This window comes from Trinickia sp. HAY1-2D, assembly GCF_056754935.1.
In genome coordinates, this window is sequence record NZ_JBPGWX010000002.1 from 4,223,963 (window position 1) to 4,238,520 (window position 14,558).

General features: G+C 64.3%; 13 protein-coding genes. 4 read left to right on the plus strand and 9 right to left on the minus strand.

What is annotated here, in order from left to right:
• Positions 1 to 3 precede the first annotated feature (3 nt).
• The 5 genes from gspK to gspG are packed head-to-tail and all read right to left on the minus strand — an operon-like array spanning position 4 to position 3,256.
• Positions 4 to 1,149 carry a type II secretion system minor pseudopilin GspK gene (gspK, locus tag ACR9ZC_RS26680; RefSeq protein WP_481582557.1) on the minus strand — a complete coding sequence of 382 codons (1,146 nt, stop codon included), beginning with the start codon at positions 1,147 to 1,149 and terminating at the stop codon, positions 4 to 6.
• Between the two features lie 2 nt (positions 1,150 to 1,151).
• A complete protein-coding gene (locus ACR9ZC_RS26685) occupies positions 1,152 to 1,835 on the minus strand; it encodes a PulJ/GspJ family protein (RefSeq protein ID WP_440559731.1) in 684 nt (227 codons plus the stop codon).
• Positions 1,813 to 2,241, minus strand: a complete 429-nt coding sequence (gene gspI, locus ACR9ZC_RS26690) for a type II secretion system minor pseudopilin GspI (RefSeq protein ID WP_481582558.1) — start codon at positions 2,239 to 2,241, stop codon at positions 1,813 to 1,815. The genes ACR9ZC_RS26685 and gspI overlap by 23 nt, the downstream gene beginning before the upstream one ends.
• Before the next feature lie 2 nt (positions 2,242 to 2,243).
• Positions 2,244 to 2,747: a GspH/FimT family pseudopilin gene (locus ACR9ZC_RS26695; protein WP_331573612.1), complete on the minus strand. Its 504-nt coding sequence runs from the start codon at positions 2,745 to 2,747 to the stop codon at positions 2,244 to 2,246.
• A 44-nt stretch (positions 2,748 to 2,791) separates the two neighbouring features.
• Positions 2,792 to 3,256 (minus strand): type II secretion system major pseudopilin GspG, encoded by a 465-nt coding sequence (gene gspG / locus ACR9ZC_RS26700; RefSeq protein ID WP_331573646.1) that lies wholly within the window; start codon positions 3,254 to 3,256, stop codon positions 2,792 to 2,794.
• Between the two features lie 137 nt (positions 3,257 to 3,393).
• On the opposite strand from gspG, the gene ACR9ZC_RS26705 reads away from it, so the two are divergent.
• The gene (locus ACR9ZC_RS26705) at positions 3,394 to 3,807 is read left to right on the plus strand and encodes a hypothetical protein (protein WP_481582559.1); all 414 of its coding nucleotides are present in this window, start codon (positions 3,394 to 3,396) and stop codon (positions 3,805 to 3,807) included.
• Between the two features lie 79 nt (positions 3,808 to 3,886).
• On the opposite strand, the gene gspF is transcribed toward ACR9ZC_RS26705, so the two are convergent.
• Genes gspF through gspD form a run of 3 tightly spaced genes read right to left on the minus strand, consistent with a single transcriptional unit; the run spans position 3,887 to position 9,044 of the window.
• The gene (gene gspF, locus ACR9ZC_RS26710) at positions 3,887 to 5,104 is read right to left on the minus strand and encodes a type II secretion system inner membrane protein GspF (protein ID WP_440559734.1); all 1,218 of its coding nucleotides are present in this window, start codon (positions 5,102 to 5,104) and stop codon (positions 3,887 to 3,889) included.
• Positions 5,105 to 5,109: 5 nt separating this feature from the next.
• Positions 5,110 to 6,597 carry a type II secretion system ATPase GspE gene (gspE, locus tag ACR9ZC_RS26715; RefSeq protein ID WP_331573605.1) on the minus strand — a complete coding sequence of 496 codons (1,488 nt, stop codon included), beginning with the start codon at positions 6,595 to 6,597 and terminating at the stop codon, positions 5,110 to 5,112.
• A complete protein-coding gene (gspD, locus tag ACR9ZC_RS26720) occupies positions 6,597 to 9,044 on the minus strand; it encodes a type II secretion system secretin GspD (protein ID WP_481582560.1) in 2,448 nt (815 codons plus the stop codon). The genes gspE and gspD overlap by 1 nt, the downstream gene beginning before the upstream one ends.
• 419 nt (positions 9,045 to 9,463) lie before the next feature.
• Here gspD and ACR9ZC_RS26725 point away from each other — a divergent pair, with 419 nt between their 5' ends.
• Positions 9,464 to 9,910 carry a lytic transglycosylase domain-containing protein gene (locus ACR9ZC_RS26725; RefSeq protein ID WP_331573602.1) on the plus strand — a complete coding sequence of 149 codons (447 nt, stop codon included), beginning with the start codon at positions 9,464 to 9,466 and terminating at the stop codon, positions 9,908 to 9,910.
• Between the two features lie 124 nt (positions 9,911 to 10,034).
• Positions 10,035 to 11,345 (plus strand): GTP-binding protein, encoded by a 1,311-nt coding sequence (locus tag ACR9ZC_RS26730; RefSeq protein WP_481582561.1) that lies wholly within the window; start codon positions 10,035 to 10,037, stop codon positions 11,343 to 11,345.
• A 107-nt stretch (positions 11,346 to 11,452) separates the two neighbouring features.
• Here the strand turns inward: ACR9ZC_RS26730 and ACR9ZC_RS26735 are convergent, their stop codons facing one another.
• The gene (locus ACR9ZC_RS26735; protein WP_006401505.1) at positions 11,453 to 11,731 is read right to left on the minus strand and encodes an HU family DNA-binding protein; all 279 of its coding nucleotides are present in this window, start codon (positions 11,729 to 11,731) and stop codon (positions 11,453 to 11,455) included.
• 423 nt (positions 11,732 to 12,154) lie between these two features.
• Between ACR9ZC_RS26735 and mnmC the strand changes: the two genes are divergently transcribed.
• On the plus strand, positions 12,155 to 14,119 hold the full coding sequence (gene mnmC / locus ACR9ZC_RS26740; protein WP_481582562.1) for a bifunctional tRNA (5-methylaminomethyl-2-thiouridine)(34)-methyltransferase MnmC2/FAD-dependent 5-carboxymethylaminomethyl-2-thiouridine(34) oxidoreductase MnmC1: 1,965 nt from the start codon (positions 12,155 to 12,157) through the stop codon (positions 14,117 to 14,119).
• Positions 14,120 to 14,558 lie beyond the last annotated feature (439 nt).

The window sequence follows — 14,558 nt, forward strand, 5'->3', positions numbered from 1 at the left end:
GTCTCAAGGCGCGTCCTCGACGCGCACGATGCGAGTCGAATGCGTCAACGGGTCGCGATAGACGAGGGTCGTGCGATCGACTTCGGCGCGCCGATGCTGCACGCGGCCATGGACGAAAAAATAGCTCGTGGTGACGTCGATGGGAATCGAATTTGTGTCCGACGCCTGCGGCGGCGCGCCGGCGCCGCGCAAAGCCAGCGTCACGTCGCCGGTGTTTCGAAAAAATACGCTCTGGCGCCGCGAAACGAATGCCTGTGCCGTCGAAACCGTCATGCCCGGCGTAATAGCGGCGACCACTTCGGCCGGGGCGGTATTCATGTTGATCGGCGTTTGCGTCGGCAACACCGTCACGAACGGGCGCAACCGCTCGACGATCTCCGGTGTAAAGCCCGGTACGTTCAGCAGTGAATCGACGCTCGTCATCTGCAGCGGTACATCGCCCGAGTCGTCGTCGGTATCCTGAAGCCCGGGTTTGCTCGTGAAATTATTGCCTCCCACCGCGCCGCCGAGTTGCTGCGGCTGAGCGTTGCCCGTCAACGGATTGTTCTGCGCCTGAAAACGCGTGGCGGATTGCTTGAGCGACGCGCGTATGTAAACCGCCGTTTTCCGCGCGAGTTGCTGTCCGGCAAAGCCGAACGATTGCAATAAGCGCTGGAAGGCGAGGGTCTGCTGAATGTCGATCTGCAACTGTCCGGGCGCCGGTATGGAGACGAGATTGCGAAGATTGAACTTGCCCTGCGCGTCTTCGATGGAGCCCGATACATACGTCTCTTCGCCTTGCCCCGCCTGCGCGACGCCGATTTTGCCGAGAAAGTCAGAAAGCTTCGTTTTGGCGATCGGAACCGCCCAGACGCCGCCAAGATACGTAACGGTCGGCGCCGTATCGGCTTCGGCCCGCAAAATGAGCCGCGTCCAGTCGAGCGCGCCGCGCGAGACCCATTGCGCCTGCGCCAGCAGACGCTGGTTCTCGATGCGGCGCACCTGGATCTGTTGCCGCCAGAGCACGCTTGCGACCAGTATCGCCGCCAGAGTGACGACGAAAAGCGCGGTGACGATCGCCGCGCCGCGCTCGTTCGCGCGCCCACGCGGCGCGCCAATACGGGCGCACGACGTCATGCGGCGGCGAACGGCAGGAACGCGAAGGCGCATCGTCACTCTCCGACCAGAAAGACGCGCTTGATCGGCGCGTGCAGGGACGTGGCGCCGATGCTGAGTTCGAGCCCCTTGACCGCGCGATCGAGCGGCGCGTTGCCGAATTGCGGCACTTTGAGATTGTTGGCGTTGCGCGCGATTTCGTCGCTGACCTCGCTCATCTGCGTAGTCCATCCGACGCGCGGCACGAAGAGCCGCGCGTTGATCGCGCCGACACCGCCGATCAACGGCACCGCGCTCCACGCACCGGCGCCGCTCGAGGCATCCAGCAGCCGGCGCAAGTCCCCGGCCGTCGCGACCGGTGGCGAGGCGTAGCGCGTCACGCGCCCGTTCGCGATCTGATACCTGACCACCTGCAAACGCGGCGCTTCGCCTGCCATGCCGAAATGCCGCACGATTTGCAGCGTACTGCCGGCGACGGACACGGACGGTTGCCCGACTTCGTCTTCGGTGGCGGCTTCGCGCGCATCGATGCCGACTTGATCGAACAGCTGGACGAAGACCCGCTCGTCTTCCATCGCATTGGTAATCGTCTGTCGCGCCCGAATGATCTGTTCGAGCCCGCGCCATGAGAGCACGGCGATGACAGCGAGAATCGCGATCGCGACCATCAGTTCGATCAAGGTGAACCCGCCCGTGCGCCGCGAGCGCCGCGCGGCATCAGAGCGCACGGTTCGTCTCATTGGCCACCACCGTGACGAGTTGGGCGAGCACGCCGTCTTCCCCCGGTACCGTCACGGAGACCTCGACGCGCCGAAAGACCGGATTGGGCGTCGCCGCGACGCGCTCGGTGCATGACAACGGTTGGTTGCCCTGCGAGCAATCGAACGTGCGCGCGCCGATATCGGGCCACTGCCGGGCGAGATAGAGTTGCGCGAGGGCGTTCTCGGCGCTCCATCCGGCGAGCAGACGCCGGTGCAGGCCGGCTTCGTCTGTCGCGAGCATCGCGCTCGCGCGCAACGCGGCCGCCAGGGCGACGGCAATGATCGCGAGCGCAACGAGCACCTCGATCATCGTGAAACCGTTCGGTCGGACAAGACATCTTGCGCGGCTTGCGCGCCGGGTGAGCAAGAGTAGGCGTGCAGGCATCGTCAGCGCACCTCGAAGCGGCCGTTTCCGGTGCCGACGACCGTGACGCGGCCGACCTCCGAAAAAAGCGTGACGGTCACCGCGGCACCGATGCTTTCCACCCCGAACACGATGCGATCGGGATGGACATCGGAGCCGGGGTAATCGATCGCGACGTCGGTGATGCCGGCTTCCCACCGCCTCTCGCGCAACAGCTCGTCGCGCTGCAGCGGCCGCCAACCGTCGTCGGTACGGATGTCGAACCGGTAGCCGCCCGCCACCGGCTGCCATGCAATCGGCCGCGCCCGCACCTGGGCTTCGTCGGAGGCCGATTCGAACAGCAACGCAAGGCGCTGCGCCTGCTCCTTCAGGTCCGTGCGCGGATTACGGGTGATCGACACCGACGCGAGCGACACGAGCAGCCCCGCAATCACGAGCACGACGAGCATTTCGAGCAGCGTAAAGCCACGCACGCGCGCGTACGTGGCTTTACGAAAACACAGGCGGCTCGTCGTCGAATCGGGCATCGTCGGTTACCAGGATGCGGCGTCCAGGGGGCATCGCAACGGGCTTACTGCCACGACCCGATATCGGCGTCGTTGCCTTCGCCGCCTGCTTTGCCGTCGGCGCCGAAGCTGAACACATCGATTTCCCCGTGTACGCCTGGATTCAGATACTGGTAAGGATGCCCCCAGGGGTCCGTCGGCAGCTTGTCGAGATAACCGCCGTCCTTCCAGTTATTGGGCACCGGATCGGTCGTCGGCTTGCTGATGAGCGCCTGCAGCCCTTGGTCCTGCGTCGGATAGCGGCCATTGTCGAGCCGGTACAGATCGAGCGCCTGCCTGATCGAGCCGATGTCCTGCTTGGCGGCGACGCGGCGCGCTTCGTCGGGACGGCTCATGATCTTGGGCACGATCAGCGCGGCCAGAATGCCGAGAATCGCGATCACCACCATGATTTCGATCAGCGTAAAGCCGCGCTGGCGCCGTGCACGCGCCGATTCCAGCTCCATATGACGTCGGGTCCATCTTTGCATCATTCCTACCTCGTTCTCAAAAAGTTTGGCCAAAAACGCCGCTGCGTCCGGCGCTCGTTTCGGCCCGTGATTGTAATGTCGGACCGTCCGCGCGCCAGGTCACGCGCAAACCGATCAATACTTCGTACAATGGCTGCATGAACACTCTACAAGTCCGCCTGCTATCTTTTGTCGCCTTTGCGATTCTTTGCGCGACACTGACCTACTGGGCCGTGCTTCTCACCGCCCGGCCGCCGGCCCCGCCGCCCGCCGCATCGGTGGCGCCGGCCGTGTCCGTCGAAGATGCCACCACGCTTTTCGGCGGCAAGCTCACGCGCGAAGTGAACCGGAGCATCAAGCTTTTCGGCATTCTTGCGCTGAGCAAAGGCGCCGCCGCCATCGTCAGTGTCGGCGACGAACCGCCGCACGCGATCTCGCTCGGCGGCCGGCTCGGCGAAGATTCGACGCTTGCGCAAGTGCGCGCGCGTTCGATCATCGTCGATCACAACGGCGCACGCTCCGAGGTATTTTTGCCGAGTACCGTCACGGGCCCCACGATCTACGTGCGCTGATACGTCGCCGGCCTCTCTAGCCGGTCCACACGGTACACCCGATACGCCTGCTCGCGGCGTCACGCGCTCGCGGGCGCGATCACTGAACCATATTGTTCAGATCGATGATCGGCAGCATCACCGCGAGCACGATGACGAGTACGACACCGCCCATCGCAAGAATCAGCAACGGCTCTAGCAGGCTCGTCAGAAACATCGTCCTGCGCTCGAGTTCGCGCGCCTCACCCTCGGCCGCGCGATCGAGCATCGTCGTCACATCCCCCGTCGCTTCACCCGAACGAATCAAATGCACGAGCACGGGAGGAAACGTTTTCACGTTGCCGAGCGAACGCGACAGCGAGGTCCCTTCGCGCACGCGCACGATCGCATCGTCGACGTTGCCTCGCATCGCACGGTTGTTCAACGTTTCACCGGCTGCCTGAAGCGCGCGCAGGATCGGCACGCCCGCCGCGCTCAGAATCGCAAGCGTGCTGGCGAAGCGCACGGTGTTGTACCCGCGCACGAGCTTGCCCGCAAGCGGCGCGGTCAGCAGCCATCTGTCGAACGCGAGGCGGGGAGCTTGTTGCGCGAGAATGCCACGCACCGCGAACACGACGAGACCCACCCCGATCAGAATCGCCCACCACCAGTGCCGCACGAACCCGGAGAGCCCCATCATGAACACCGTGATGAACGGCAACTGCTGTTTGGTACTGGCGAACACATTCACGACTTGCGGCACGACGTAGCTGAGCAGAAACGTCACGATGCCGAATGCGATCATCGTGACGATGGCCGGATAGGTGAAGGCCAGCACGATTTTCTGCGTGAGTGCGTTGCGCTGCTCGATGTAATCGGCGAGCCGCGACAGCACGAGTCCCAGCTTGCCCGTGTGCTCGCCCGCGGCAACCAGCGCGCGGTAGATATCCGGAAAATCGCGCGGATGTTGCTCGAGCGCGTTGGCGAGCGAATGTCCGCCGAGCACCTCGGCGCGAATCGCGGCGACCAGCTCACGGATGTAGTCGCGCTCGGCCTGTTCGGTCAGCACGGCAAGGGCCTCGTCGAGCGGCAACCCCGCCGTCAGCAGGCTCGCGAGCTGACGCGTGAGAATCGCCTGCTCGCGCTGCGACAGCTTGCGTCCGAGCGCGAGGCGGCGGCTGCGCTCGCCGCGCGCCGCGCTACCCGCGGGTTCGACAACGAGCGGCGTCAGGCCCTGCGTGCGCAGCTGCGCGCGCGCGGAACGGGCGCTGTCGGCATCGAGCACGCCTTTTTGGGCATGCCCGACGGTATCGATGGCTTCGAATCGAAATGCCGGCATGCGTGTTAAGCCCCGCCCGTCACGCGGATCAGCTCTTCAAGCGATGTCACGCCCGACGCGAGCCATCGTTCGCCGTCCTCACGCAGCGTGCGCATGCCTTGGGCGCGGCCGGCCTTCAGAATCTCGGCGTCGGCGGCATTGTGGTGAATCATCGTGCGAATCGCGTCGTCGATGATGAGCAACTCATAGATACCGCGCCGGCCCGAGTACCCCGAGCGAGCGCATTTGTCGCAGCCGACGGGATGCCAGTGCGTGTGTCCTTCTTCGACGCGCTCTTCCTTGCAGACGGGGCAAAGCCGGCGCACGAGCCGCTGCGCGAGCACGCCGAGCAGCGAGGAGGCAAGCAGGTACGGCTCGACACCCATATCGGTGAGCCGGGTCACGGCGGACGCGGCGTCGTTCGTATGCAGCGTCGCCAGCACGAGGTGGCCCGTGAGCGACGCCTGCACTGCGATTTGCGCGGTTTCGAGATCGCGGATCTCGCCGATCATGATGATGTCCGGATCCTGGCGCAGGATCGAGCGAAGCGCGCGAGCGAACGTCATGCCGATACGCTCGTTGACCTGCGTCTGGCCGATACCCGGCAGGTCGTACTCGATCGGATCCTCGACAGTCATGATGTTGCTCGAGGCCGTTTCGAGCCGCGACAGCGAGGCGTAAAGCGTCGTCGTCTTACCCGAACCTGTCGGGCCCGTGACGAGGACGATGCCGTGCGGCCGCGAAATCAGGCGATCGAAGCGCTCGAGCGTATCGGGCCCCATACCCAGCGCCTCGAGATTCAGGTGCTGGGCGTCTTTCTCGAGCAGGCGCAGCACCGCCCGCTCGCCGTGCCCGGTGGGCAGGGTCGACACGCGCACATCGACCGCGCGGCCACCGACGCGCAACGTAATGCGTCCGTCTTGCGGTAGCCGTTTCTCCGCGATATCGAGCTGAGCCATGATCTTGATGCGCGAGATCAATGCGCCGTGCAGCGCCTTTTTCGGGCGCACGACATCGCGCAGCGTGCCGTCGACGCGAAATCGCACGACCGACGCATTCTCGAACGGCTCGATATGGATGTCCGACGCATGCTCGCGCGCGGCCTGCGTGAGCAGCGCGTTGATCATGCGGATGATCGGCGCGTCGTCTTCCGATTCGAGCAAGTCCTCGACTTCGGGAATGTCCTGCATGAGGCGCGAGAGATCGACTTCACCTTCGACTTCGCCGACGACTTGCGCGGCACTGCCGTCATGACGCTCGTAGGCGCGGTTGATGGCCTGCGCGAGCTCGTCGGCGGGCAAGCGCACGGCGGTCAACGCGCCGAAATTACGCGCGACTTCCGAAAGCGCCGCTGCGTTCGTGCGGTCGCTGATCCAGACCTCGATGCCTTCGGGCCCTTGATGAGCGACGAGAATCTGGCCGTTGCGGGCAAAGCCGTACGGCAACAGGCGAGCGGCGAGCGGCGAGGGCGCCTCGCGCTCGGCCACCGGTTCCGACGTCGCCTGCGTGACCATCAGCTTCCTCCCTGCGAGACGCCCGGGTTCGACGGCCGGACGCCTTGCTGCGGCGGATTCGCCGTCGACGGATCCGCCGTGCCGGGGGCACCGCCGACAGACGGACTCGCATTGCCCGTGCCCGGCGCGGCGCCACCTTGCTGAGCGGCCCCGGGCGGAGCTGCCATTGCGCCGCTCGCCTGCGGCGTCATGCGCCGCAAGTCGAACAGGTTGCTCGATGGCCGTGCGCCCTCGGCCGGGCCTGGCGGAACAGCGGGCAACTGCGGCACGTTCTTGTCGCGGATCAGGCGGTTGTCGGTTTGATAGCCGAGCTGCTGATCGCGCATGAGGTCATAGCGGTTTTCCGCGATGGCCGTGCTGTCTTCCAGATCGCGCACGATGACCGGGCGCAGGAAAATCATCAGATTGTCCTTTTGCCGGTTCTTGTTTTCGCTGCGGAACAACTGGCCGATCCAGGGAATGTCGCCGAGCAGCGGCACCTTCGAGTTGCTCGCACTGTAGTTGTCGCCGATCAGCCCGCCGAGCACGACGATCGATCCGTCGTCGGCAAGCACCGTCGACTGCACCGAGCGCTTGTTGATCGAAAAACCGCCATTCGACGCGCTGTTGTTGATCGTCGCCTGATCGACCGACGATACCTCCGTGTACAGCTGCAGCTTCAATATGCCGCCGTCGGTGATTTGCGGTTTGATGTGCAGCACCGTGCCGACGTCTTGCCGGTCGAATGTATTGAAGGCATTGACGCCCGTCGCGGAGCTCGTATTCGTGGTGTACGACCCCGAGGGAATCGGCACGTTCTGGCCGACGATGATTCGCGCTTCCTCGTTGTCGAGCGTCATGAGGTTCGGCGACGACAGCACATTCGCGTCGCTCGACTGACTGAGGGCCTGCAGCAAGCCGCCCAGCCCGAAGATGTTGCCGAAGCGATGCAGCAGGCCGATGTTCAGTCCGTTCGGCAAAATCGGGGTGCTGGATCCCGGATTCAGCGAACTGATCGCGCTCGAGAGATTGCCCGATGACGCGGCGCCTCCCGCCAGCGCCGTCAGATTGACGATGTTGCTCGTGCTTCCGCCAAAGTTGGACCCCCCGTAGACACCGTTGTTGCCGCTGTTCGACAGCAGCGCGCCTTGCCATTGAATGCCGAGGTTGGCAGCGCTCGATGCTTGCAGCTCGACGATCAGCGCTTCGATATAAACCTGGGCACGGCGTGCATCGAGCTGGTCGATCACCGCCCGCAGGTTCCGGTAGACCGGATCGGACGCCGTGATGATCAGCGAATTCGTGGCCGCATCGGCCTGGATCATGCCGCCGGGCGGATTGTTGTCCTCGTTGCCGCCGCCTTGCCGATTGCTCGAAAAGCTGCGATTGCCGCCCAAGCCGCCCGAACCGGAGCCCGCGCCCGAGCCATAGTTGCCGCCCATCGAGCCCGAGCTCGACGAGCTGCCGAACGACGAGGGCAGCGGAGGCACACCGGGCGTTCCGGTCGAGGTCGCACTGCCGCCTCCGCCACCCTCGTTGAACGAGCCGGCATTGTTCGATTCCGCGCTCGACCCCGTCGTTCCCTCGGAGCCGCCTTTGCCCATCATGCCGCGCAACGTCTTGGCAAGCTGCACGGCGTTGGCGTTGCGCAGATGCACGACATGCATGTTGCCGGGCTGCGAGCTGGGCGCGTCGAGTTGTTGCGCGAGTTTTTTCGCGGCAGCGAGCCGCGCCTTGTTCGACGCGCGCAAGAGCAGCGAATTCGTGCGCGGATCGGGCGTGACCGAAACCTTCAGCGTTGCGTCGGTGCTTCCGATCGCGCCCGGGTCGAGCAGCTTGGAGAGCTGCTGGGCCACATCGACGGCGATCGCGTTCCTGAGCGGCACGACCTCGATTTGGCGACCCGCGGCGTTGTCGACGCCCGCGATGATCGACCCGATGCGCCGCACGTTATCGGCATAATCGGTCACGACGAGCGTGTTGTTGGCGGGATAGGCGGCAATGGTGTTGTTCGGCGAAATGAGCGGCCGCAGGACGGGCAGCAGGTTGTTCGCCGATTCGTTATGCAGCTCGAAGACCTGCGTGATGACCTGATCGCCGCGCGCCGGCGTGGAATTGCCGAAGTAGGTCGGCACGCCCTGCAGCTTCGCATCGGCCTCGGGCACGACCTTCAGTACGCCGTGGTCCTGCACGAGGGAGAACCCCTGCATGCGCAACGCCGATTCGAGCGTCTTGATCGCCTGCTCTTCGGGGACGGGGTGTTCCGAGACGAGATTCAACTGCCCTTTGACGCGCGGGTCGACGATGATGGTCTTTCCCGTCGCCGCGCCGATCGCCTTGGCCACCTGGTCGATGTCGGCGTTGACGAAGTTGAGCGTGACTTCCGCATGCGCGCCCTGCGCAACGACGAGACCGGCCATCAGCAACGCGGCTGCGATCCGGCGCAATGCCTTACGGTTTCTTATCATGGAATAGGAATCAATGCGAAATTGCTAGGTTGCGGCCCTTGGCACAAAGCCCCGCTCGCGCCCTCGGTCATGCCGCCGCCGAAGTTAAGGTCGAACATTAGCAGCTTTTCATGTCCCGACAATCACAAACCCCGAACTTGGGCAGCGATTCACCGGCTACGATTGCGGGACAAGCCTCGGCGCGCCATTCGTAAGGAAAATGTCGGCGTCGCCGCGCGCTAACCGATCGTTACCTTTTTGTCGGCGGGCAACGGTCTTATGTCTGCCGGCCTGCTGTGCGCATACGGCGCCAGCCGCTATGATACGAGCGGTATTTCGGATCGCACGCTGGCGCGGGCCCGGGGTTTTCCCTTGATCGGCGCGCGGACATGCCATTCGGGTAATTCGAACGACAATAGACTGAGAGGGTCGGTCCGGCGATGAAACGGGCAATCGTCATTCTGGTATTCAGCCTGGCCGGGTGGTCGGCAAGCAGTGCCGCGCGCGCGGATTGCTTCGACGAGGCCGCGCGCTATCAGAAGGTCAACCCGCTCGTGTTGCGCGCCATCGCGTGGCAGGAATCGCATAACCGGCCCGACGCGCTCCATAAGAACGACAACGGCTCGGTCGATTACGGCCTCATGCAGATCAATTCGGTTCACCTGCCCACGCTCTCGCAGTACGGTATCTCCACCGGCACGCTGATGGAGCCGTGCAAGAACGTTTATGTTGCCGCCTGGCATCTGCGCCAGAAGATGAACAAATACGGCAACAGCTGGCGGGCCATCGGCGCCTATCACTCCGAAACGCCCTCGCTGCGCGACCGGTACGCGCGGCAGATCGCCGATATCCTCACGCGCTGGAAGCTCATTTCCGCGTCGCGATGAGCGGCGATAAGCGTGCCGCGCAGGGCGCGCGGCACCGGCCTTCGGGCGTTTGGTGCACAATGCTCGCTGCGCCGCCTCATTTCCGGGCGTCTTGCACTCTTTCGCCCACTCGATGTCCACCCTCATGAACCAGCCCACCTTGCCCGTCACCGTGTTGTCGGGCTTTCTCGGCGCGGGCAAGACCACGCTGCTCAACCACATTCTCGCCAATCGCGCCGGCTTGCGCGTGGCTGTCATCGTCAACGATCTCGCCTCGGTCAACGTCGACGCCTCGCTCGTGCGCGGTGCCGCCGCGCTCTCGCAGTCCGAGGAACGTCTGGTCGAACTGTCCAACGGCTGCATTTGCTGCACGCTGCGCGAGGACCTGCTCGCCGAAGTGCGCCGTCTTGCCGACGAGCACCGATTCGATGCGCTCGTCATCGAATCGACGGGCGTGGCGGAACCCATGCCGATCGCCGAGACGTTCGCCTTCGCGGACGACGACGGGGCCACGCTCACCGATGTCGCGCGCCTCGACACAATGGTCACCGTCGTCGACGCACTCAACTTTTTGCGCGACTACGAATCGTCCGAGGCGCTCGCCGAGCGCGGACTTGCATCGAGCGAGGAGGACGACCGCACGCTCGTCGAATTGCTCGTCGAGCAAGTCGAGTTCGCCGACGTGCTCATCGTCAACAAGGCGGATCTCGTGGATGACGATTCGCTCGCGCGCTTGCAAGGCATACTCGCCGGGCTCAACCCGCGCGCGCGGCAGATCGTCAGTACCTTCGGTGCCGTCCCGCTCGCCGAGGTCGTCGGTACCGGGCGTTTCGATTTCGACGAAGCGGCAAGCGCACCCGGCTGGCTCGCAACGCTTAACGGCGATCATGAACACGATCATGTGCACGACGACGGTACGCATGAGCATGAACACGAACCGCACGGCGAAGCGAAAAAATATGGGATCGACAGCTTCGTTTACCGCGCTCGGCGTCCCTTCTCGCCCGAGCGGCTCTGGGCACTGCTGCACGACAGCGCGTCATGGAGCAATGTGCTGCGCAGCAAGGGCTTTTTCTGGCTCGCGACGCGTAACGATGTCGTAGGTTCGTTTTCGCAAGCGGGCAGTGCATGCCGCCACGGGCCGGCAGGCTTCTGGTGGGCTGCCCAGCCGCGCGACGAGTGGCCCGACGATGACGAGCTTGCCGCGGAAATCGCGGCCGACTGGCACGGCGCACCGAACGATATGTCGATCGGCGACCGTCGCCAGGAACTGGTCTTGATCGGCGTCTCGCTCGACGCCGGTCAGTGGCAGGCCAAGCTCGACGCCTGTCTCTTGACGGACGAAGAATATGCGCTCGGACCGCTGGGCTGGCCCGCGCTTGCCGATCCATTCCCGGCCTGGGACCTCGACGCCGAGGACGAAGAGCACGGCGGCACGGGGCAGATCGTTCGTTAGGAATCGCTCGTCAGGGACGAGGGACGAGGCCGACCGGCACAACGCTTACACACCAAATAAAAAACCCGCCTGAGGGCGGGTCTCGAACAAACGTCGAGCTGCAAGCATCAGCGCTTGTTGACCGCATCCTTGAATGCCTTGCCAGCCGTGAACTTGACCGTCTTCGCGGCCGGAATCTTGATGGTCTCGCCCGTCTTCGGGTTACGGCCGGTGCGAGCAGCGCGCTTGCCCGAGCCGAAGCTGCCGAAGCCGATCAGCTGAACCGCGTCGCCCTTCGAGACTGCCTTCTTGATCACTTCGAGAAGCGTATCCAGCGTTTCGCCGGTCTGAGCCTTGCTAGCGCCCGTCTGAGCCGCGACGGCGTCGATCAGTTCCTGTTTGTTCATTAACGTTCCTCTTTATCAGATTGAAATGACACGGACAGCGCGAACACGCGCCGTTATACGTACGCAAGCTGTGCCGTCGAGTAGCTGTGGCGAAGCCAGCGCCCCCGGCTGCCGCGAACCCAGCGCGCGGCCGTCGTGCGGCGCTTGCTATGATAGCTCAGCGCAAACCCAATAACGGCAAGGGTTTCAAAGAATTTAACGCTTCTTAACCTTGTCGGCGCTGGGTTTCCCGCATTGTCGTACCCGAAAAGCCCGTCTGCCAAGGGCTTTCGGGGTATCGGCGAGCTGCGACGTTGGATTTTGCCAACGTTCGGGGAAAGCCCGGATGACGGGCGCCCGCAGCGGTTTCGCAGTCATTCGAACCTCGTGCCGCATGCCCGGATCGAGCCGGGCCGGCCGCAACCGCCTCATGTTCTCCCTGCCATGACTCATCCACTCGTGCCCGCCACCCTCGCTTTTCGCGGCGACGGCACACCGTACTCGCCGCGCTTCGACGACATCTATCACAGCGCGTCAGGCGCGCTCGCGCAGGCGCGGCACGTGTTCCTCGGCGGCAATGCATTGCCGCAACGCTGGCAAGGACAGCGCCTTTTCACGATCCTCGAGACGGGATTCGGCATCGGCGTCAATTTCCTCGCCACCTGGGCCGCATGGCGCGCCGATCCTGGGCGTTGCGAGCGGCTTGCGTTCGTCTCGGTCGAAAAGCATCCGTTTCCGGCCGCCGATTTGGGCGCTCTGCATGACAAGCTCGTTGCCGACACAACCATCGCGCCGCTTGCCGCCGAGCTCGTGAAGGCGTGGCCGCCGCTCATCGGTGGCATCCATCGGCTTTCGTTCGAGGGCGGCCGCGTGACACTGACGATCGTGTTCGGCGATGCGCTCGAATGGCTGCCCAAGCTCTGGCTGCGCGCCGATGCCTTTTATCTCGACGGCTTCGCCCCGGCCAAGAATCCCGATATGTGGGCGCCATCCGTCTTCAAGTCGCTGGCGCATGTGGCCGGCACCTTCGCCACGCTCGCCACCTACACTTGCGCGGGGGATGTTCGGCGGGGGCTCGAAGCCGCCGGCTTCACCTGTGAAAAAGCGGCTGGTTTCGCCGGCAAGCGCGACATGCTCGTCGGCCGCTTTGCGCCCCGCTGGCGCGTTCGTCGGCACGAACCGCCGCTGCCGTTTTCGGCGGTGCAACGTCACGCCGTCGTCATCGGTGCGGGCATGGCCGGCTGCGCGCTCGTCGAGCGATTGGCCGCGCGGGGGTGGCAGGTCACATTGCTCGACCGGAACACCCGAATGGCAAGCGAAGCGTCGGGCAATCCGGCCGGCGTATTTCATCCATTGCTCTCGCGCGATGAAAGCGTCGCTACGCGCATCTCGCGCGCGGGCTTTCTCATGGCGTTGCAGACTTGGCGCGCGCTAGAAGCGCGCGGCCACGATTTCGCACGTACCGATCGAGGCCTGCTGCATCTGCCGGCCGATGCGCACGAAGCGCGCTCGCTGGCCGATGCGATCGATGCCTATCGCTATCCGGATACGTTCGTTCGACACGTGTCGTCCATCGAAGCCACCGATCTTGCCGGTGTGACGCTCGGTCGCGACGGCTGGTTCTACCCTCGAGGCGGCTCGCTCGATCCCGCCTCGCTATGTGCCGCGCTGTGTGCCGAGGCCGGCACCGCGCTCGATTGGCGTGCCGGAGTTCGAGTCTCGCGCATCGAACGCGAGGGCTCCGCTTGGAGCGTGCGCGATGAAACCGGCGATGTCCTCGCCCGCGCCGAAGTCGTCGTGTTCGCCAACGCCCATGAAGCGGCGCGGATCGCCGGTCTGCGTCACGCCCCAACGCGGATCGTGCGTGGACAATTGACGCGACTGCCTATCGGCACGGAGCTGCGTGTGCCGTTGATCGGCGAGGGTTATGCCGTGCCGCTCGCCGGGGGATTGCTTGCGGGCGCAACCTACGGGATCGACGACGCCGACAGCACTTCACGCGAACTCGATGACGCGGAAAACATCGCCCGGCTCGCGCAACTCGTGCCGGCGTGGGCGGAGCAACTTGCGGCGCTCGACACATCGGCTCTCGCCAGCCGTGTCGCATTCCGCTGCGTGACGAGCGATCGTCTGCCGATGATCGGGCCGCTCGCCGATGAAGCGCTGTGCGCGCAGCACGCCAGCGCATTGGCCGGTGCGTGGCCGCTCGACCTGCATCGCTCGCCGGGCCTTTACGGGGCATTTGCGTTCGGTTCGCGGGGACTCGTCTGGTCGACGCTGGCCGCCGAGCTCATCGCCTCACAGCTGGAAGGCGAGCCATGGCCCATCGAACGCGAACTGGCCGAAGACCTGGATCCTGCACGCTACTTTCTGCGAGCGTTGCGACGGGGCAGTGTGCAGCCGTCATGAATCTGGAGAGGGAGCTTATCCACCGGGAGCTGTGGATAAGCCGTCGAAGCCAACATGAAATGGCTGTGAACGGAGCGTGGACGTAAACGGGACAACTTGCCGATTCGCCGGAAGCGATGAAAGTTGTTCTCGGAAAGGGCTGCCGTCCGCACATGCTGCCCGTGCGGTTATGCGGTCGGCAACTGCTTGATTCGCCTCGGTAAACGGGCGTTATCCACAGAAATGGCCGAGCCTTGTTAACTGCTACTACTTGTATACATACGTAAACCTGTAAACCCTGGAGCCCCGCGTGCCGCTGCCGGAAACGACGAGCCGCTGCGGGGAATATCGACCGCAACCATCGGATGAATTTTCCTATTCGGTTCTCGTTGACGATCATTCCTACCGAATTGACCGCCGTTCGATGTGGATTCGTTCCAAATCGAGCAAGCTGTGGCAC